The organism is Paucibacter sp. XJ19-41 (assembly GCF_028462495.1).
In the GTDB taxonomy this organism is placed as follows: Bacteria; Pseudomonadota; Gammaproteobacteria; order Burkholderiales; family Burkholderiaceae_C; genus Roseateles_E.
Genome location: NZ_JAQOWX010000065.1, coordinates 1 through 17920, shown reverse-complemented (window position 1 = coordinate 17920; position 17920 = coordinate 1). Strand labels below are relative to the sequence as shown.

The window sequence follows — 17920 nt, the reverse complement described above, 5'->3', positions numbered from 1 at the left end:
CAAGACCTGCCCCCCGGTTGAAGCAAGCCCCGCCCGCAAGGCCGGGGCTTTTTTACGCCTTGAAGGGGCGGTGCTCTTCCAGTTCGTTGACGTAGCCACGCATGGCCTGACCCTCCCTGGCGAGGAAATCGCCGACCGCATCGCGAAAGTCGGGGTGGGCCAGCCAGTGGCTGGAGCCGGTGGCCACCGGCATCAGCCCGCGGGCCATCTTGTGCTCGCCCTGGGCGCCGCCCTCGAAGCTGTGGAAGCCGTTCTCTATGCACCAGGCCAGCGGCTGGTAGTAGCAGGCGTCGAAGTGCAGGCAGGAGATGGTCTCGGTAGCACCCCAATAGCGGCCATAGGCATGGCCGCGCTCGGGGTCCAGAGCGATCAGCGAGGCCGCCACGCGCTCCTCACCCTGCCGAGCGACAAAGAGCAGCCAGTGCTCGGCCATGGTCTCGGCCATGGCCTGGAAGAAGGCCCGCGTCAGATAGGGCGTGCTGTGGTGGGCGCGGTAGGTCAGCCGGTAGCAGTGGTAGAAGAAATCCCAGTCCTCGGCCCGGATCTGCGCGCCGCGCCGCGCCTCGAAGACGATGCCGGCCTCGCGCACCTTGCGCTGCTCCTGCTGGATCTTCTTGCGCTTGTCGCGCTGCATCGTGGCCAGGAACGCCTCGAACGAGCCATAGGGCAGGGGTTCACGGTTGCGCCAATGGAACTGCACGCCGCTGCGCGCCATCCAGCCCCGCTGCTGCGCCGCGGCCTGGTCCGGCGCGTCGCCGAACAGCAGATGGGCCGAGGACAGGCCCTGCTGCTCGGCCAGCGCCTGCAGGCCGCGTATCAGCAGCGCGCGGGCCTCGTCATCGCGCGCCAGCAGCCGGCTGCCCGGCACCGGCGTGAAGGGCACGGCCACCAGCAGCTTGGGGTAGTAGTCCAGGCCATGGCGGCGGTAGGCATCGGCCCAGGCCCAGTCGAACACATACTCGCCGTAGGAGTGGCTTTTCAGATAGGCCGGGCAGGCGGCGATCAGGGTCTGCTCGTCTTGCCAGGCGCTGAGGAAGAGCGGCTGCCAGCCGGTGGCCTCGACGGCCGAGCCGGAATCGTGCAGGGCCTGCAGGTATTCGTGCCGCATAAAGGGCGTCGGCCGGGCCGATGCCGCCAGCAAGGCGTTCCAGGCTTCGGGCGCCAGGGCGAGGGGGTTGTCATCGACGCGCAGCGTCGCAGGGGAGGGCTTCATGGATCAACAAATCTTAGGGGCAAGCGCAAAGCCTTCGCTTTGATGGCAGGATTCGTCCATGCGTTTCGACAATCTCTACAACCATGATTTCGCCCGTGTCGCCGTCGGCGTGCCGCTGTGCCGGGTCGCCGATCCGGCTTACAACGGGCAACAGACCGCCGCGCTCTTGATCGAGGCCGCTGCCAGCGGCGCGGCCGTGGTGGCCTTTCCCGAGCTGGGCCTCTCAAGCTACAGCTGCGACGATCTGTTCCACCAGCGGGCGCTGCTGGACGGCTGCGAGGCCGCGCTGGCTGCGGTGCTGAGGGCCTCGGAAGCGCTGCCGACGCTGGCCATCGTCGGCATGCCGCTGCGGGTCGAGCAGCGCCTGTTCAACTGCGCCGTGGTGCTGCAGCGTGGCCGGCTGCTGGGTGTCGTGCCCAAGACCTATCTGCCCAATTACGGCGAGTTCTACGAGGCGCGCCAGTTCAGCGCGGCCGAGGAGGCTACGGTCGGCGAGATCACGCTGCTGGGCCAGCGTGTACCTTTCGGCAGCCAGCAGCTGTTCGCGGCCGCCGATCTGCCGCTGCTGCGCGTGCATGTGGAGATCTGCGAGGACGTCTGGACGCCGATCCCGCCGTCCTCCTTCGCGGCGCTGGCCGGTGCGACCGTGCTGGTCAATCTGTCGGCCTCCAACGTCATCGTCGGCAAGGCCAACTACCGCCGGCAACTGGTCGCGCAGCAGTCGGCGCGCTGCCTGGCGGCCTATGTCTACAGCTCGGCCGGGGCCGGCGAATCGAGCACCGATCTGGCCTGGGACGGCCAGGCCCTGATCTACGAGAACGGCGAGGCGCTGGCCGAGTCGGCGCGCTTCCAGCGCCGCTCGCAGCTGATCACGGCCGATGTCGACCTGGAGCGGCTGGCGCGCGAGCGCATGCGCCAGACCAGCTTCGGCCAGTCGGTGCGCAGCCATGCCGCCGCCGTCAAGGCGCATCGCACGATAGAGTTCGACCTGGACATCGAGCGCGAGGCGCCGCTGGTCTTGCAGCGCAAGATCGAGCGCTTTCCCTATGTGCCGGCCGATCGTGGCCGCCGCGACGAGCGCTGCGAGGAGGTCTACAACATCCAGGTGCAGGCCCTGGTGCAGCGACTGGCGTCCAGCGGCATCGCCAAGCTGGTCATCGGCGTGTCGGGCGGGCTCGACTCCACCCATGCCTTGCTGGTGGCCGCGCGGGCGATGGACCAGCTGGGCCTGCCGCGCAGCCATATCCTGGCCTACACCATGCCCGGCTATGCCACCGGCGAGCGCACCCGCGACCAGGCCTGGCGGCTGATGCGGGCGATCGGTTGCAGCGCGTCCGAGATCGACATCCGACCCAGCTGCGAGCAGATGCTGAAGGACTTGGGCCATCCCTATGCGGACGGCAAGCCGGTCTACGACATCACTTTCGAGAATGTGCAGGCCGGCGAGCGCACCAACCATCTGTTCCGCCTGGCCAACCACCAGGGCGCGCTGGTGCTGGGCACCGGCGATCTGAGCGAGCTCGCCTTGGGGTGGTGCACCTATGGCGTGGGCGACCATATGTCGCACTACAACGTCAACGCCAGCGTGCCCAAGACCTTGATCAAGTACCTGGTGCGCTGGGTGGCCGAGACCGGGCAGCTGGGCGGCGCCGACCACCAGGTCTTGCTGGACATTCTGGACACCGAGATCAGTCCCGAGCTGGTGCCCATCACACCCGGTTCGGGCGGCGAGGGTCAGGTCTTGCAGAGCACCGAGGCCATGATCGGCCCCTACGAGCTGCAGGACTTCCACCTGTTCTACACGCTGCGGCATGGCTATGCGCCGAGCAAGATCGCCTTCCTGGCGCGCCATGCCTGGGGCTCGCGCGAGCGCGGCGCCTGGCCGGACGAGGCCCATGTGCAGCGCAACGAGTACACGCTGGCCGAGATCAAGCGGGTGTTGCGCATCTTTGTGCAGCGCTTCTTCAAGGGCAGCCAGTTCAAGCGCAGCTGTGTGCCCAACGCGCCCAAGGTGGGCAGCGGCGGTTCGCTGTCGCCGCGGGGCGATTGGCGTGCGCCCAGTGATTCGGAGTCGGCGATCTGGCTGGCCGATCTCGATCGCATCCCCGATTAGGCCCCGGGTTCGTGCTTAAATCACAAACAGTTCAAATCCCCTCGGAGCCCTCGCCATGAAGCAAATCACCGCCATCATCAAGCCCTTCAAGCTGGACGAAGTCCGTGAGTCGCTGGCCGAGGTCGGCGCCTCGGGCCTGACCGTCACCGAGGTCAAGGGTTTCGGTCGCCAGAAAGGCCATACCGAGCTGTACCGCGGCGCCGAGTATGTGGTCGACTTCCTGCCCAAGGTCAAGGTCGAGGTGGTGGTCAAGGACGAGGATGTCGAGCGCTGCATCGACGCCATCCTGAAGGCCGCCAAGACCGGCAAGATCGGTGATGGCAAGATCTTTGTGACTCCGGTCGAGCAGGTGGTGCGCATCCGCACCGGCGAGACCGACGAAGCGGCCGTCTGAGCGCTGCGGCCTCGCCCCGTCAGCGCTTGACCGGGCGCTGGGTGATCAGCCGGGTGCCGCAGATCGCATCATGCAGGAACTGGCGCTGCGGATGCAGCCAGGCCAGCGCCGCGTAGGCGAGCACACCGGCGAACAGACTGCCGAAGATCGCACCCAGGCCATGCAGGTCCAGCAGCCAGACGCTCAGCAGCGCTGGCAGAAACCACAGCCAGCTGAGCAGATAGCGCGCCAGCGCGCGCCACTGACCCAGTGGGCGCTGCTGGTTGTCGACGACGCGGATATGCCAGGCCTTCATCGCCACCGTCTGGCCGCCGTGCGACCAGAACCAGATGAAGTAGATGCCCAGCACGATGAACAAAAAGGCCTGCAGCCCGTGCTGGCCTTGCATCGCATGGCGCTGCTGAGTCAAGGTCGAATACAGATAGCCCGAGATGAAGACCACGCCGAACAGCAGCACGCCTTCGTAAATGAAGCAGGCCAGGCGGCGGGCCACGCCGGGGGCGGCGTCGCCGGCTGCGCCGCGAGAAGATTCAGTCATTGGTGGATCAATTGTTATCTGAGGCGCGTGGCCGGGCCGGCTTGGGCAGCAAGGTGGCGCTGTCGACCAGGCTGGCATCGAAGCCGGGCTTGACCCGGCCTGTCGGGCGCTGAGCACCCTTGCCCTGGTTGATCAGCACCGTGCTGGCGCCGGGCTTGGCCTGCAGCAGCGTCGGGCCCAGCGGCAGCTCGGGCTGGTTCTTGGGCAGCACAGGGACCATCAGCGGCTGTGCGGTGGGCGGCGCCGGCGCCTTGGTGGCGGGGCGCGCGCCCGGCTTGCTGCCGCTGGTCGGCTGGCTCAGCTTCTGGGCGGCCTTGTCGGCCAGCTCCTGGCGACGCTCGGTAGGAAGGGCCTGGTAAGCCTCCCATTTGGCCTGCCGCTCGTCGGCCTTGAGTTCGCGCGCGGCGCGAAAACCGAGGCGGGCCTGCTGGCGCTCGGCCGGGCTCAGCTTGGCCCAGCTGCTGATGCGCTCCTGCACGCGCAGCTGCTCATCGGCTGGCATGCTGGGATAGCGGGCCGCCAGTTCCAGCCATTTGCCCTTGCGGGACGGGTCCATCTCGCTCCACTCGCCCTCCAGCGCCGCGAGCAGATGCTGCTGGCTGGGGTTCAGTGTCTGCCACTGGGCGCCGGAATCGGCGGCGGCTGGTTTTTTGACCGGCAGCGCTGCGGAGGCTCCGACCGCCGGCTCAGACGGCGGCGCCGTCTCCGTACCGGTCGGCGGCGGCATTGGCGATTGGGCCTGGGCCGAGGCGATCAGCACGGCGGTGCCGAGGGCCCGCAGCATGGAACGGGCGAGAGGAGGAGCGAGGGAAAGGGCTGAGCGCAGCGCCGGGGCAGGACATGTCATGCGGCCGGCTCGTTACTTCTGCTCGCGCGCTTGTTGTTGCTGCTGCTCGGGCGGCTGCTGGGCCTGCTCCTCGTCGCTGAGGTACTCCCGGAAGCCCGGATCGCCATAGGCGGCCGGCGGCAACTGGTCGGAGAGCAGGGCGGCATCCACTTCGGCGGCTGCGGTGATCTGCTGGTACCACTGGCTGTGCTGGATCAGCAGCAGGCCCAGGACCAGCAGCAGCAGCGGCAGCAAGGAGGCCAGCTTGAGCCAGCGACCGCCGCCGGGGCCGCGCAAGGCCAGACTCGCGCCGCCTTGCTGCACCGCCTCGGTGGCGAGCTGCGGCTGCGCGGCGCGGGCGCTGCGCGCCTTCAGCAAGGCCTGCTCGCGGGCGAAGCGCAGGCGCTCGCTGACGTCTTGCGACAGCTGCTCACCCTGTTCGGTCAAGCCTGCGGCGACGCGCAGGCCAAAGCGTGACACGAGGGTGTCCTGCTCCTGTGCGAGATGCGAACGCTGAGGCTTGTTCATAGTGTGATTCCCTTGGCCTTCAATGATTTTGCAAGCGAATGGACGGCCCGGGAGCAATGCGTCTTGACACTGCCCTCCGAGCACCCCATCACGGATGCGGTCTCCGCCACATCCAGCTCTTCCCAGTAACGCAGCAGGAAGGCTTCGCGTTGACGCGTTGGCAACTCCGAGACTTCCTTGTCGATCGCCTGCAGGATTTGCTGTCTCGACACCTCATCTGCCGCGCTCAGCGCCCCGAGGGCACCGTCGCGGGTTTCGAGCGATTCCAGCAGGTCGAAGTCGCCGTCGGCATCCGCAGACTCGAAGTCTGACATGTTCTGCATCACGGCGCGTCGCACCTTTTGCCGGCGGAACCAGTCCATCGTCGCATTCGACAAGATGCGCTGGAACAACAGCGGCAGCTCCGCCGCCGGGCGGTCGAAGTATTTTTCGGCCAGGCGGATCATGGCGTCCTGCACGATGTCCAGGGCGGCATCGTCATCGCGCACCATATAGGCGCTGCGTTTGAACGCCCTTTTTTCGACGCTGCGGAGGAATTCGTTGAGTTCTTTGTCGGTGGCCAAAAGTTTGGCGGGCGAGCCCTGAGCTGGCGAAAACGCCGCGAATTATTGCATTAGGCCCGTCAGTCTCCGTCGAAATGGCGAATAAGCGGCGAGTCCGTGCATAATGCTGCTTCGCACAAGAGCTGAATTTGGTCTTTAGCTGGCCGCCCGACTGGGGCGCCACCTTTTTGATCGCGCAGGCTCCACATCCGCCTCACGAGGGCGCGAGAAGGAGCACCAATGGTTTTTCGTCAGAGAAATTCACAGAGGTTCGAAATGGACATGTCTAGCGCGGAAGTCAAGCGTGCCACCGCGGCACAACTGCATGGCCCCCCTTCTTCCCCCGCGGCGTCGGAGCTGAACGGCTCGGAGATCCTCGTTCGCTGCCTGCAGGCCGAAGGTGTCAAATACCTTTGGGGCTACCCGGGCGGCGCAGTGCTGTACATCTACGACGCACTGTACAAACAAGACACCATCCAGCATGTGCTGGTGCGCCATGAGCAGGCAGCGGTCCATGCGGCCGACGGCTATGCCCGCGCCACCGGCGATGTCGGCGTGGCCCTGGTGACCTCGGGCCCCGGCGTCACCAATGCGATCACTGGCATCGCGACCGCCTATCTGGACTCGATCCCGATGGTGATCGTGACCGGCCAGGTGCCGACACCGGCCATCGGCCTGGATGCTTTCCAGGAATGCGACACCGTCGGCATCACCCGCCCCATCGTCAAGCACAACTTCCTGGTCAAGGATGTGCGCGATCTGGCGATGACGATGAAAAAGGCCTTCCACATCGCCCGTACTGGCCGGCCCGGCCCGGTGGTGGTGGACATCCCCAAGGATGTGTCGCTGTACAAGACGCACTTCGCCTATCCGCAGCATGTGGAGATGCGCAGCTACAACCCGGTGCGCAAGGGCCATTCCGGCCAGATCCGCAAGGCGGTGCAGCTGCTCTTGCAGGCCAAGCGCCCCTATATCTACACCGGTGGCGGCGTGGTGCTGGGCGAGGCCTCGGCCGAGCTGCGCGAGCTGGTGAACCTGCTGGGCTATCCCTGCACCAATACCCTGATGGGTCTGGGGGCGATGCCGGCCAGCGACCCGCGCTTCCTGGGCATGCTGGGCATGCACGGCACTTACGAGGCGAATATGACGATGCAGAACTGCGATGTTCTGCTGGCCGTCGGCGCCCGCTTTGACGACCGCGTGATCGGCAACCCGCAGCATTTCGGCTCGGTCGAGCGCAAGATCATCCATGTGGACATCGACCCCTCGTCGATCTCCAAGCGGGTGAGGGTGGACATTCCCATCGTCGGCGACGTCAAGGATGTGCTGCAGGAGCTGATCCATCAGCTCAAGGAAGCCCAGGCCAGGCCCGACAGCCAGGCGCTGAACAGCTGGTGGAGTCAGATCAATGAATGGCGGGGTCGCGACTGCCTGGCCTATGACAAGGACAGCGCCGTTATCAAGCCGCAGATGGTGGTCGAGACGCTGTGGAACCTGACCCGCGGCCGCGACACCTATGTGACCTCGGACGTCGGCCAGCACCAGATGTGGGCCGCGCAGTTCTACGGCTTCGAAGAGCCGCGCCGCTGGATCAACTCCGGCGGCCTGGGCACGATGGGCGTGGGCCTGCCCTATGCGATGGGCATCAAGCTGGCCAAGCCGGAGTCGGATGTGTTTTGCATCACCGGCGAAGGCTCGATCCAGATGTGCATCCAGGAGCTGTCGACCTGCAAGCAGTACAACACGCCGGTCAAGGTCGTCTCGCTGAACAACCGCTACCTGGGCATGGTGCGGCAGTGGCAGGAGCTGGACTACGGCAAGCGCTACTCGCACAGCTATATGGAAGCGCTGCCTGACTTCGTCAAGCTGGCCGAGGCCTATGGCCATGTCGGCCTGCTGGTTGAGAAGCCCGGCGATGTCGAGGGCGCGCTGCGCGAGGCGATGCGCCTGAAGGATCGCACCGTGTTCCTGGACATCCGCACCGATCCGACCGAGAACGTCTGGCCCATGGTCAAGGCGGGCAAGGGCATCTCGGAAATGCTGCTGGGGTCCGAAGACCTCTGAGTTTCGGCAAGCCGGGCCGGGGCCGCTGCGTTACCGCGCGGGGCCGAAAGCCTGGTCGACGAATCCCAAGGCCCGGACCGACTCCCTTTCAATCGAAGAGCGTGGCCAAGAGCCGTCGGTTACCGCCGCCGGCTTGAAGAGCGCGAAGGACGAGACTCTATGAAACACATCATTGCACTGCTCATCGAGAACGAGCCGGGCGCGCTGTCGCGCGTCGTCGCGCTGTTCTCGGCCCGCGGCTACAACATCGAGAGCCTGACGGTGGCGCCCACCGAGGATCCCTCGCTGTCGCGCATGACCATCGTCACGACCGGCTCGGACGAGGTGATCGAGCAGATCACCAAGCATCTGAACCGGCTGATCGAGGTGGTCAAGGTGGTCGACCTGACCGAGGGCAACTTCACCGAACGCGAGCTGATGCTGATCAAGGTGCGCGCGGTCGGCAAGGAGCGCGAGGAGATGAAGCGCACCGCCGACATCTTCCGCGGCCGCGTCATCGACGTCACCGAGAAGACCTACACGATCGAGCTGACCGGCACAGCCTCCAAGCTCGACGCCTTCATCGGCGCGCTGGACCGCGGCTCCATCCTGGAGACGGTGCGCACCGGCACCAGCGGCATCGGCCGCGGCGAGCGCATCCTGCGCGTCTGAGTTTCTAGATTTTCCCCACCCAACAACACCCGACCCGTCTTTTCCTGGAGCACGACATGAACGTTTATTACGACAAGGACGCCGACCTGAGCCTGATCAAGGGCAAGAACGTCACCATCATCGGCTACGGCTCACAAGGCCATGCCCACGCGCAAAACCTGAACGACAGCGGCGTCAAGGTCACCGTCGGTCTGCGCCGCGGCGGCGCGTCCTGGGCCAAGGCCGAGAACGCCGGCCTGAAGGTCGCCGAGATCGCCGATGCGGTCAAGGCTGCCGACGTCGTGATGATTCTGCTGCCCGACGAGCAGATCGCCGAGGTCTACAAGCGCGAAGTCGAGCCCCATATCAAGCAAGGCGCCTCGCTGGCCTTTGCCCACGGTTTCAATGTCCATTACGGCCAGGTCACGCCGCGTGCCGATCTGGACGTCTGGATGGTCGCCCCCAAGGCCCCGGGCCACACGGTGCGCGGCACCTACACCCAAGGCGGCGGCGTGCCCCATCTGATCGCTGTCTATGCCGACAAGACCGGCAAGGCCCGTGATCTGGCGCTGAGCTACGCCTCGGCCAACGGCGGCGGCAAGGCCGGCATCATCGAGACCAACTTCCGCGAAGAGACCGAAACCGATCTGTTCGGCGAGCAGGCCGTGCTGTGCGGCGGTGCTGTCGAGCTGATCAAGGCCGGCTTCGAGACCCTGGTGGAAGCCGGCTATGCGCCCGAGATGGCCTACTTCGAGTGCCTGCACGAGCTCAAGCTGATCGTCGACCTGATCTATGAAGGCGGTATCGCCAACATGAACTACTCGATCTCGAACAATGCCGAGTACGGCGAGTACGTGACCGGCCCCAAGGTCGTCACCGAAGCCACCAAGGAAGCGATGCGCCAGTGCCTGAAGGACATCCAGACCGGCGAGTATGCGAAGAGCTTCATCCTTGAGAACAAAGCCGGCGCGCCTACGCTGCTGAGCCGCCGCCGCCTGACCTCGGAGCACCAGATCGAGCAGGTGGGCGAGAAGCTGCGCGCGATGATGCCCTGGATCAAGAAGAACCGCCTGGTCGACCAGAGCAAGAACTGATCCGTCAAGCCGGATTCGAAAGCCGCGAAGCCCTCAGGCCTCGCGGCTTTTTCTATGGAGTGCCTGTTGTATCCTCCCGCCCCATGACCGACTCGAACAAGAAGAGCCCGACCGAGCTGCCGGACGAGGACGAGGACACCGTGCCGGCGCCGGTGCGCCCGCGTCGCAAGGGCATTTATGTGCTGCCCAATGCCATCACGCTGGCAGCGCTGTTCTCCGGCTTCTACGCCATCGTGATGTCGATGAATGGCCGCTTCGAGCTGGCTTGCATCGCAATCTTCTGCGCCGCCGTGCTGGACAGCCTGGACGGCCGGGTCGCGCGCATGACCAATGCACAGAGCGCCTTCGGCGAGCAGATGGACAGCCTGTCGGACATGGTCAGCTTCGGCGCAGCGCCGGCGCTGATCGTCTATGTCTGGGCCTTCAAGGACATGGGCAAGCTCGGCTGGATTCCGTCCTTTGTCTATATCTCGGGTGCGGCGCTGCGCCTGGCGCGCTTCAACGTCAATATCGGCGTGGTCGACAAACGTTTCTTCCAGGGCCTGCCCAGCCCGGCCGCCGCAGCCATCGTGATCGGCATGATCTGGGCCTTCGATGACTATGGCTTCAAGGATGTCACCACGCTGCCCTGGGTGGTCTGGACCGCCTTCGGCATGACCTTGTTCGCTGGCTTGTCGATGGTGACCAATGCGCCGTTCTACAGCTTCAAGGTCGTGGGCGCCCGGCGTACCGTGCCCTTTGTGGTGCTGGTCGCGATCGCGCTGGCCATCGTGCTGATCAGCCAGAACCCGCCGCTGGGGCTGTTCGCGATCTTCTGTGCCTATGGCCTGTCGGGTTATGTGATCTATTTCTGGCGCAAGGCCAAGGGCAAGCAGGTCAGCATGATTGCCACATCGACCGACGAGCCCGATGAGCAGGGCCTGCATCGCTGAACTCACGTGCTATATTCATTGCCCATGAAGACCTTGTTCGCGTTCGCACTGCTACTACTGGGTGAACCTCGGGTTCGCTGATCGCGCACGTCCAAGCGTTTTTGATCTCAACGGCCCGTATGCACCCTGCAGCGGGCCGTTGGTCTTTTCGAGTCTGCAGGTTGCGATCCAGACTCACCAGGAAGCAAGATCCATGTTGAAGCAACCCAACGTCAAGTACCGCGCCTTCGCTGCTATCGGTCTGCGCGACCGGACCTGGCCGGACGCCCAGCTGAGCCGCGCACCGATCTGGCTGAGCACCGATCTGCGCGACGGCAACCAGGCCCTGATCGAGCCGATGGATGCCGAGCGCAAGCTGCGCATGTTCGAGATGCTGGTGCGCATCGGCTTCAAGGAGATCGAGGTCGGTTTCCCCTCGGCCTCGCAGACCGATTTCGATTTCGTGCGTCTGCTGATCGAGCAGAACCTGATCCCTGATGACGTGACCATCCAGGTGCTGACCCAGGCGCGCCAGCCGCTGATTGCGCGCACCTTCGAGTCGCTGCGCGGCGCGCGCCGCGTCATCGTCCATCTCTATAACGCGGTGGCGCCGGTGATGCGCCACGTCGTCTTGGGCATGGACGAGGACCAGATCGTCGAGCTGGCCGTCACGCACACGCAGATGATCCGCCGCATGGCTGCTGAGCAGCCGGACACCGACTTCCGGTTCCAGTACTCGCCCGAGATGTTCTCCGGCACCGAGCTGGCATTCTCCAAGCGCGTCGTCGATGCGGTGACCGAGGCCTGGGGCGCGACGCCCCAGCGCAAGGTCATCATCAACCTGCCGGCCACCGTCGAGCACTCGACGCCCAATATCTTTGCCGACATGGTCGAGTGGATGCACCGCCATATCGAGCGCCGCGATAGCGTCGTGCTGTCCATCCATCCGCACAATGACCGCGGCACCGGCACGGCTGCGGCCGAGTTTGCGCTGATGGCCGGCGGCGACCGCATCGAGGGCTGCCTGTTCGGCAGCGGCGAGCGCACCGGCAATGTCGACATCGTCAATATCGCGCTGAATCTCTACACGCAGGGCATCTCGCCCGAGCTGGACTTCTCCGACATCGACGAGGTGCGTCGCTGCGCCGAGCATTGCACCCAGCTGCCGGTGCATCCGCGCCATCCCTATGCCGGCGACCTGGTCTACACCTCGTTCTCGGGCTCGCACCAGGACGCGATCAAGAAGGCCTTCGCGGCCCGCAAGGACGGCGACATCTGGGACATGCCCTATCTGCCGGTCGATCCCAAGGACCTGGGCCGCAGCTATGACGCGGTGATACGCGTCAACAGCCAGTCGGGCAAGGGCGGCATCGCCTATCTGCTGGAGGCCGAGTACGGGGTCGAGCTGCCGCGCCGCCTGCAGATCGAGTTCAGCCAGGCCGTGCAGGCCGTGATGGACGACAGCGGCAAGGAACTCAGCGCCGCCGACATCTGGGGCATCTTCGACCGCGAGTACGGCATCAGCGCTGGTGCGGCCCTGCATCCGGTGATCAGCGAGTCGGCCGAGGGCCGGGTCAGCCTGCGCGCCAGCGCCGATCTGCGTGAGCGCCAGCTGCAAGTGCAGGGCGAGGGCAGCGGTCCGATCGACGCCTTCATCAACGGCTTGAACGCCCAGCTGAGCTCCGCCGTGCGCGTGCTCGACTATCACGAGCATTCGATCGGCAGCGGCGCGGACGCCAAGGCCGTGGCCTATCTGGAGCTGCGCGTCGGCGACGCGCTGACACTCTTCGGTGTCGGCATCGATGCCAACATCGTCTCGGCCTCGTTGAAGGCCATCAGCTCCGGCCTGCGCCGCGCCGCACAGCGCGGCCAGCTGCAGTTCACCACCTCCATCACCGCCTGAACACATCCACCGGGAGCCCGCTCATGAGCCAGCAGCTGATCATTTTCGACACCACCTTGCGCGACGGCGAGCAATCGCCCGGCGCCTCGATGACCAAGGACGAGAAGCTGCGTATCGCGCGCCAGTTGGAGCGGCTCAAGGTCGATGTGATCGAGGCTGGCTTCGCCGCCTCCAGCAACGGTGACTTCGAGGCCGTCAAAGCGATTGCCGACGCCGTGCGCGAGAGCACGATCTGCTCGCTGGCCCGCGCCAATGACCGCGACATCGCCCGCGCGGCCGAGGCGCTGAAGGGCGCGGCGCGCTCGCGCATCCACACCTTCATTGCCACCAGCGAGCTCCATATGGAGAAGAAGCTGCGCATGACCCGCGAGCAGGTGCTGGAGCAGGCCATCCAGGCGGTGCGCTTCGCCCGCAATCTGACCGACGATGTCGAGTTCTCGCCCGAGGACGGCTACCGCTCCGATCCGGAGTTCCTGGCCCGCGTCGTCGAGGCGGTGATCAAGGAAGGCGCGCGCACGATCAACATCCCCGACACGGTCGGCTATGCGATCCCCGAGCTGTACGGCAACTTCATCAAGACGCTGCGTGAGCGCGTGCCGAACGCCGACCAGGCGATCTGGAGCGTGCACTGCCACAACGACCTGGGCATGGCGGTGGCCAACTCGCTGGCCGGCGTGATGATTGGCGGCGCGCGCCAGATCGAGTGCACGATCAACGGCCTGGGCGAGCGCGCCGGCAACTGTTCGCTGGAGGAGGTCGTGATGGCCGTCAAAACCCGGCGCGACTACTTCGGCCTGGATGTCGGCATCGATGCGACCCAGATCGTCGCGGCCTCGCGCCTGGTCTCGCAGACCACCGGCTTTGTGGTCCAGCCCAACAAGGCCGTGGTCGGCGCCAATGCCTTCGCCCATGCCTCGGGCATCCACCAGGATGGCGTGCTGAAGGCGCGCGACACCTACGAGATCATGCGGGCCGAGGATGTGGGCTGGAGCGCCAACAAGATCGTGCTGGGCAAGCTCAGCGGGCGCAATGCCTTCAAGCAGCGTCTGCAGGAGCTGGGCATTGCGCTGGAGTCCGAGGCCGAGATCAATGCGGCCTTCGTGCGCTTCAAGGACCTGGCCGACCGCAAGAATGAGATCTTTGACGAGGACATCATCGCGCTGGTGATGGACGAGTCGGTCACTTCCGAGCAGGAGCATTACCGCCTGCTGGCCCTGTCCCAGCACTCCGAAACCGGCGAGCGTCCCCATGCCAAGGTCGCGTTCGCGGCCGGCGGCGTCGAGCACCATGCCGAGAGCGACGGCAACGGCCCGGTTGATGCCAGCCTGCGTGCCATCGAGTCCAAGGTGCAAAGTGGCGCCGAACTGCTGCTCTATTCGGTCAATGCGATCACCAGCGGCAGCACAGAATCGCAGGGCGAAGTCACGGTGCGTTTGCAGCATGCCGGACGCGTGGTGAACGGCGTTGGTGCCGACCCCGATATCGTCGTGGCCTCGGCCAAGGCATATTTGAGCGCGCTGAACAAGCTGCAAAGCAAGACCGAAAGAGTCGCGGCGCAAGGCTGAACCGGGGCCGGTTGGGAACTAAGTTACGCGATGCTTCACTTTAGGAGGCGCGCATAAGTTTTTGATCTTGCCCGACTTTTTCCTTTGACCTACACTTGCGACGCAAGCATTGGGGGCTGGATTGAAGACTTTTGTGACTTTGTTGTCGAGCGCGGTGATGAGCTGCGCCCTCATGGCGGGCGGAGCGCTGCTGCCGGCCCAACAAGCCCATGCGGCCAGTGCCAGCAAGAACAGCAGCAAGGCCGGCAAGACGGTGCGCAAGGCCAAACCGGTGGCGCGCAGCCTGCGGGCGCCGCGCAAGGCCGTGATGGCTGCAGCCCCGGCCCGGCCCTCGTTTGGCCAGATCTATGGCCTGCACGCGGTCGAGGATCCGCTCGATCTGAAGTCCAGCGTGGCCCTGGTGATGGACCAGGAGACCAACGAGGTGCTGCTGTCCAAGAATTCCCAGGCGGTGCTGCCGATCGCATCCATCACCAAGCTGATGACGGCCCTGGTCGTGGTCGAGGCCAAGCAGCCGCTTGATGAGATGCTGACCGTCACCGACGAAGACATCGATACCGAGAAGGGCACTCGCTCGCGTCTGGCGATCGGCACCACCTTGAGCCGCAGCGAGATGTTGCATCTGGCGCTGATGTCGTCCGAGAACCGCGCCGCCAACGCGCTGGGTCGCCACTATCCCGGCGGTCTGAAGGCCTTTGTCGCGGCGATGAACCAGAAGGCTCAGGCCCTGGGCATGAGCGACACCCATTACGTCGAGCCCACCGGCCTGTCCAGCCGCAACCAGAGCAGCGCCAAGGATCTGGCCGCGTTGGTGCGGGTGGCGCATGAGTTTCCGCTGCTGCGCGAGCTGTCGACCTCCAAGGAGCATCTGGTGACCCTGGGCCGGCGCCAGGTGGCCTTCCACAGCACCAATGGCCTGGTGCGCAGCGGGTCCTGGGATATCGGCCTGCAGAAGACCGGCTTCATCAACGAGGCCGGTCGCTGCCTGGTAATGCAGGTGCAGATGGCCGGCCGCAAGCTGATCCTGGTGTTCCTGGACTCGGCCGGCAAGTACTCTCGTATCGGCGATGCCGAGCGGGTGCGCAAATGGATCAACGCCAATCCCGAAGTCAGCGCCGCGCTGCCGGGCATCTCCGGCTGAGCTGAGCCCATCAACAAAAAAGCGCGCCACTGGCGCGCTTTTTTGATTGGGCGTCGGGTCAGCCGCGGTAGCCGAGCGCCTGCGAGATCTGGGCGGCGGTCTCGCGCAGGCGTGCCAGCCAGCTCTCCTCCAGCCGGTCGGCCGGGGCCGAGATCGAGAGGCCGGCGATCAGCTTGGCCTGGTCGTCATAGATGCCGGCGGCCATGCAGCGCACGCCCAGCTCCAGCTCCTCATCGTCGCGCGCCACGCCGCGCTGGCGCACCAGCGCCATCTCGCGCTCCAGCGCGCCGATCTCGGTCAGGCTGTTCTTGGTGTGCCCGGCCAGGCCGGTGCGGGTCGCGTAGGCGCGCACCCGCTGGGCGTCGTCGCTGGCCAGGAAGAGCTTGCCCACCGAGGTCAGGTGCAGCGGCGCCCGGCCACCGACCGCCCGCACCACCTGCATGCCCGAGCGTTCGCTGTAAGTGCGCTCGATATAGACGATCTCGTCACCCTGGCGCACCGACAGATTGACCGGCTGGTGGGTGAATTTGTGCAGCTCGCGCATCGGCCCCAGCGCCGCATCGCGCACATCCAGCCGCGCCTTGACCAGATTGCCCAGCTCCAGCAATCGCATGCCCAGTCGATAGCTGCCGGCCTCGGGCCGGTCGACGAAGCGGCCGATCGCCAGGTCGTTGAGAATGCGGTGCGCCGTCGAGGGGTGCAGACCGGTGGTTTCGCTGATCTGCTTCAGCGACACAGGGTCCTGATGGCTGGCCAGAACGTCCAGCAAGGTAAAGGCGCGTTCCAGGACTTGAACTGCGGGCGTCTGCCCCTCTTTGTTTTTCATGGTTTCATTGTGCGGGATTTTGTGAAATTTCTACATGGCGAAATGAAGACAGTGGCCGGGTTGCTGGCCTGGCTGGTGCTGGTGGGGGCCGCTCAGGCTCAGGCCCCGTCCCCAGCCCAGCCGCAATGGCTGCGGGTGCCGCCCGTGACGGGCCGGCTGACGGCCGCCGACATTGCCGTGGTGATCAACACGGCCGACCCCTATTCGGTGGCGGTGGGCGAGCACTACGCCCAGCGGCGCGGCCTGAGCGCCGAGCAGGTCGTGAGGGTCGAGCTGCCGCTGCGGCCGAGCTTGAGCCCGGCCGAGTTCGATGAGCTGCAGGCGCAGCTGCAGCGCCGCCTGCCGAGCCGGGTACAGGCGCTGGCACTGGCCTGGAGCCAGCCCTATGCGGTGGCCTGCAACTCCATCACCGGCGCGCTGGCGCTGGGCTTCCAGGCCGAGCTGTGCAAGCAGAGCTGCGCGCCTTCCAAGCCCTCGCCCTATGTGGCCTATACCGGCCACAAGCCCTTCAGCGATCTCGGCTTGCGGCCGGCCATGCTGCTGGCCGCGCGCTCGGTCGAGCAGGCCCGGGCGCTGATCGACCGCGGCGTGGCCGCTGACCACAGCCTGGCGCAGCGCGGCACGCCGCCGGTGCAGGCGGTGTTCGCCAGCACGGCCGACAAGGCCCGCAATGTGCGTGCGCCGCTGTTTCCGCCGCCGGGTCGGCTGTGGGCCTGGGGTGTCGAGGTGCGCCAGCTCGATCAGGACCAGCTGCCGCCGCTGGCCGAGGTGGTGCTCTACCAGACCGGGCTGGCCCGGGTCGAGGGCCTGGACCAGATCCCTTTCCTGCCCGGCGCGCTGGCCGATCATCTGACCTCGCTGGGCGGGCAGTTGGAGCGCACCAGCGGCCCGCAGATGAGCGCGCTGGACTGGCTAGCGGCGGGGGCCACCGCCAGCCACGGCGCGGTCAGCGAACCCTGCAACCATCTGCAGAAGTTCCCGCATCCGCAGCTGCTGTTACTGAACTATCTGCAGGGCGTCAGCGCGCTGGAGGCCTATTGGCGCAGCGTGCTGTGGCCGGCGCAGAGCGTGTTCGTCGGCGAGCCGCTGGCGGCACCGTTTGCGCGCCAGCCGGATCAGCCCTGATCAGCCCTGCTGGATGGCGGCCGCAGCCGCCTGACCCGCGCGCACCGCGCCCTCCAGCGTGGCCGGGTAGGGGCCGTCAACATAGTCGCCGGCGACCCACAGCCCCGGCGCGATCGCCGGCGGCGGGCGCCGCAGCCCCGGCGTGCAGGCAAAGGTGGCGCGCTTCTCGGCCAGCACACGCAGCACGCTCGGTGGGCTGTGCCAGCGCAGCACCGCCAGTGCCTGGGCCAGCACCGCGCTGCCGGCCGCCTCCAGGCCGCGCTCGATCCAGGGCGCGGCGCCACTGATCACAAAAGCGAAGCGGCCGCTGGCATGACCGAGCTGGCCGAGGTCAAAGACAAACTGGGCCGGCGCCTCAGGGCCTTCGTGCAAGGCCAGCATCGGTGCAGGCAGCGCCGAGCCGGGGCTTTCCAGATAGACGGTCACGATGGGCTCAAAGCGCAGCCCGCGGGCCAGCGCGGCCCAGCCGGGCGCGAGCGGCTCGGCCAGGCGCGCGGCCTCGGTGGC

General features: G+C 66.1%; 17 protein-coding genes. 10 read left to right on the top strand and 7 right to left on the bottom strand.

Going from position 1 to position 17920, the window contains the following annotated elements; all coding sequences use genetic code 11:
• Positions 1–52: 52 nt before the first annotated feature.
• The gene (locus PO768_RS17015; RefSeq protein WP_272646995.1) at positions 53–1213 is read right to left on the bottom strand and encodes a GNAT family N-acetyltransferase; all 1161 of its coding nucleotides are present in this window, start codon (positions 1211–1213) and stop codon (positions 53–55) included.
• Positions 1214–1271: 58 nt separating this feature from the next.
• Between PO768_RS17015 and PO768_RS17010 the strand changes: the two genes are divergently transcribed.
• Positions 1272–3326, top strand: a complete 2055-nt coding sequence (locus PO768_RS17010; RefSeq protein ID WP_272646994.1) for an NAD(+) synthase — start codon at positions 1272–1274, stop codon at positions 3324–3326.
• Positions 3327–3381: 55 nt separating this feature from the next.
• Positions 3382–3720 (top strand): P-II family nitrogen regulator, encoded by a 339-nt coding sequence (locus PO768_RS17005; RefSeq protein ID WP_102769755.1) that lies wholly within the window; start codon positions 3382–3384, stop codon positions 3718–3720.
• 19 nt (positions 3721–3739) lie between these two features.
• On the opposite strand, the gene PO768_RS17000 is transcribed toward PO768_RS17005, so the two are convergent.
• From PO768_RS17000 to PO768_RS16985, 4 genes are all read right to left on the bottom strand, one after another.
• Positions 3740–4258, bottom strand: coding sequence for an RDD family protein (locus PO768_RS17000; protein ID WP_272646993.1), 519 nt, complete (start codon positions 4256–4258; stop codon positions 3740–3742).
• Positions 4259–4265: 7 nt separating this feature from the next.
• Positions 4266–5042, bottom strand: a complete 777-nt coding sequence (locus tag PO768_RS16995; protein ID WP_272646992.1) for a DUF3106 domain-containing protein — start codon at positions 5040–5042, stop codon at positions 4266–4268.
• A gap of 75 nt (positions 5043–5117) precedes the next feature.
• A complete protein-coding gene (locus tag PO768_RS16990) occupies positions 5118–5612 on the bottom strand; it encodes a DUF3619 family protein (RefSeq protein ID WP_137941707.1) in 495 nt (164 codons plus the stop codon).
• Positions 5609–6175, bottom strand: coding sequence for an RNA polymerase sigma factor (locus tag PO768_RS16985; protein ID WP_137941708.1), 567 nt, complete (start codon positions 6173–6175; stop codon positions 5609–5611). Before PO768_RS16985 ends, PO768_RS16990 begins: the two co-directional genes overlap by 4 nt.
• A 255-nt stretch (positions 6176–6430) precedes the next feature.
• Here PO768_RS16985 and PO768_RS16980 point away from each other — a divergent pair, with 255 nt between their 5' ends.
• The 7 genes from PO768_RS16980 (at position 6431) to pbpG (ending at position 15462) form a co-directional block, all read left to right on the top strand.
• On the top strand, positions 6431–8218 hold the full coding sequence (locus PO768_RS16980) for an acetolactate synthase 3 catalytic subunit (protein ID WP_272646991.1): 1788 nt from the start codon (positions 6431–6433) through the stop codon (positions 8216–8218).
• Positions 8219–8377: 159 nt separating this feature from the next.
• Complete coding sequence (gene ilvN / locus PO768_RS16975; protein WP_137941710.1) at positions 8378–8869, top strand: acetolactate synthase small subunit; 492 nt, start codon at positions 8378–8380, stop codon at positions 8867–8869.
• Positions 8870–8925: 56 nt separating this feature from the next.
• Positions 8926–9942 (top strand): ketol-acid reductoisomerase, encoded by a 1017-nt coding sequence (gene ilvC / locus PO768_RS16970; RefSeq protein ID WP_137941711.1) that lies wholly within the window; start codon positions 8926–8928, stop codon positions 9940–9942.
• An 83-nt stretch (positions 9943–10025) separates the two neighbouring features.
• Positions 10026–10874, top strand: coding sequence for a CDP-diacylglycerol--serine O-phosphatidyltransferase (gene pssA / locus PO768_RS16965; RefSeq protein WP_272646990.1), 849 nt, complete (start codon positions 10026–10028; stop codon positions 10872–10874).
• 193 nt (positions 10875–11067) lie between these two features.
• Positions 11068–12756: a 2-isopropylmalate synthase gene (gene leuA, locus PO768_RS16960; protein ID WP_272646989.1), complete on the top strand. Its 1689-nt coding sequence runs from the start codon at positions 11068–11070 to the stop codon at positions 12754–12756.
• Between the two features lie 23 nt (positions 12757–12779).
• Positions 12780–14321 (top strand): 2-isopropylmalate synthase, encoded by a 1542-nt coding sequence (locus PO768_RS16955; protein ID WP_272646988.1) that lies wholly within the window; start codon positions 12780–12782, stop codon positions 14319–14321.
• Positions 14322–14478: 157 nt separating this feature from the next.
• Entirely contained in the window at positions 14479–15462 is a 984-nt protein-coding gene (gene pbpG, locus PO768_RS16950) for a D-alanyl-D-alanine endopeptidase (RefSeq protein WP_336297775.1), read from the top strand.
• 58 nt (positions 15463–15520) lie between these two features.
• On the opposite strand, the gene PO768_RS16945 is transcribed toward pbpG, so the two are convergent.
• Positions 15521–16288: an IclR family transcriptional regulator gene (locus PO768_RS16945; protein ID WP_272646987.1), complete on the bottom strand. Its 768-nt coding sequence runs from the start codon at positions 16286–16288 to the stop codon at positions 15521–15523.
• 42 nt (positions 16289–16330) lie between these two features.
• Here PO768_RS16945 and PO768_RS16940 point away from each other — a divergent pair, with 42 nt between their 5' ends.
• A complete protein-coding gene (locus tag PO768_RS16940; RefSeq protein ID WP_272646986.1) occupies positions 16331–17413 on the top strand; it encodes a TIGR03790 family protein in 1083 nt (360 codons plus the stop codon).
• Here the strand turns inward: PO768_RS16940 and PO768_RS16935 are convergent.
• Positions 17414–17920: FAD-dependent oxidoreductase (locus PO768_RS16935; protein WP_336297774.1), on the bottom strand; the 507-nt coding region annotated here is incomplete at its 5' end.

Excerpts from the sequence above, each read along its gene's own strand:
- ilvC (WP_137941711.1), top strand. The coding sequence starts at position 8,926 with ATGAACGTTTATTACGACAAGGACGCCGACCTGAGCCTGATCAAGGGC.
- pssA (WP_272646990.1), top strand. The coding sequence starts at position 10,026 with ATGACCGACTCGAACAAGAAGAGCCCGACCGAGCTGCCGGACGAGGAC.
- PO768_RS16995 (WP_272646992.1), bottom strand. The coding sequence starts at position 5,042 with ATGCTGCGGGCCCTCGGCACCGCCGTGCTGATCGCCTCGGCCCAGGCC.
- PO768_RS17010 (WP_272646994.1), top strand. The coding sequence starts at position 1,272 with ATGCGTTTCGACAATCTCTACAACCATGATTTCGCCCGTGTCGCCGTC.
- PO768_RS16980 (WP_272646991.1), top strand. The coding sequence starts at position 6,431 with ATGGACATGTCTAGCGCGGAAGTCAAGCGTGCCACCGCGGCACAACTG.
- ilvN (WP_137941710.1), top strand. The coding sequence starts at position 8,378 with ATGAAACACATCATTGCACTGCTCATCGAGAACGAGCCGGGCGCGCTG.
- PO768_RS17005 (WP_102769755.1), top strand. The coding sequence starts at position 3,382 with ATGAAGCAAATCACCGCCATCATCAAGCCCTTCAAGCTGGACGAAGTC.
- PO768_RS17015 (WP_272646995.1), bottom strand. The coding sequence starts at position 1,213 with ATGAAGCCCTCCCCTGCGACGCTGCGCGTCGATGACAACCCCCTCGCC.
- PO768_RS16945 (WP_272646987.1), bottom strand. The coding sequence starts at position 16,288 with ATGAAAAACAAAGAGGGGCAGACGCCCGCAGTTCAAGTCCTGGAACGC.
- leuA (WP_272646989.1), top strand. The coding sequence starts at position 11,068 with ATGTTGAAGCAACCCAACGTCAAGTACCGCGCCTTCGCTGCTATCGGT.
- pbpG (WP_336297775.1), top strand. The coding sequence starts at position 14,479 with ATGAGCTGCGCCCTCATGGCGGGCGGAGCGCTGCTGCCGGCCCAACAA.
- PO768_RS16955 (WP_272646988.1), top strand. The coding sequence starts at position 12,780 with ATGAGCCAGCAGCTGATCATTTTCGACACCACCTTGCGCGACGGCGAG.
- PO768_RS17000 (WP_272646993.1), bottom strand. The coding sequence starts at position 4,258 with ATGACTGAATCTTCTCGCGGCGCAGCCGGCGACGCCGCCCCCGGCGTG.
- PO768_RS16940 (WP_272646986.1), top strand. The coding sequence starts at position 16,331 with ATGAAGACAGTGGCCGGGTTGCTGGCCTGGCTGGTGCTGGTGGGGGCC.
- PO768_RS16990 (WP_137941707.1), bottom strand. The coding sequence starts at position 5,612 with ATGAACAAGCCTCAGCGTTCGCATCTCGCACAGGAGCAGGACACCCTC.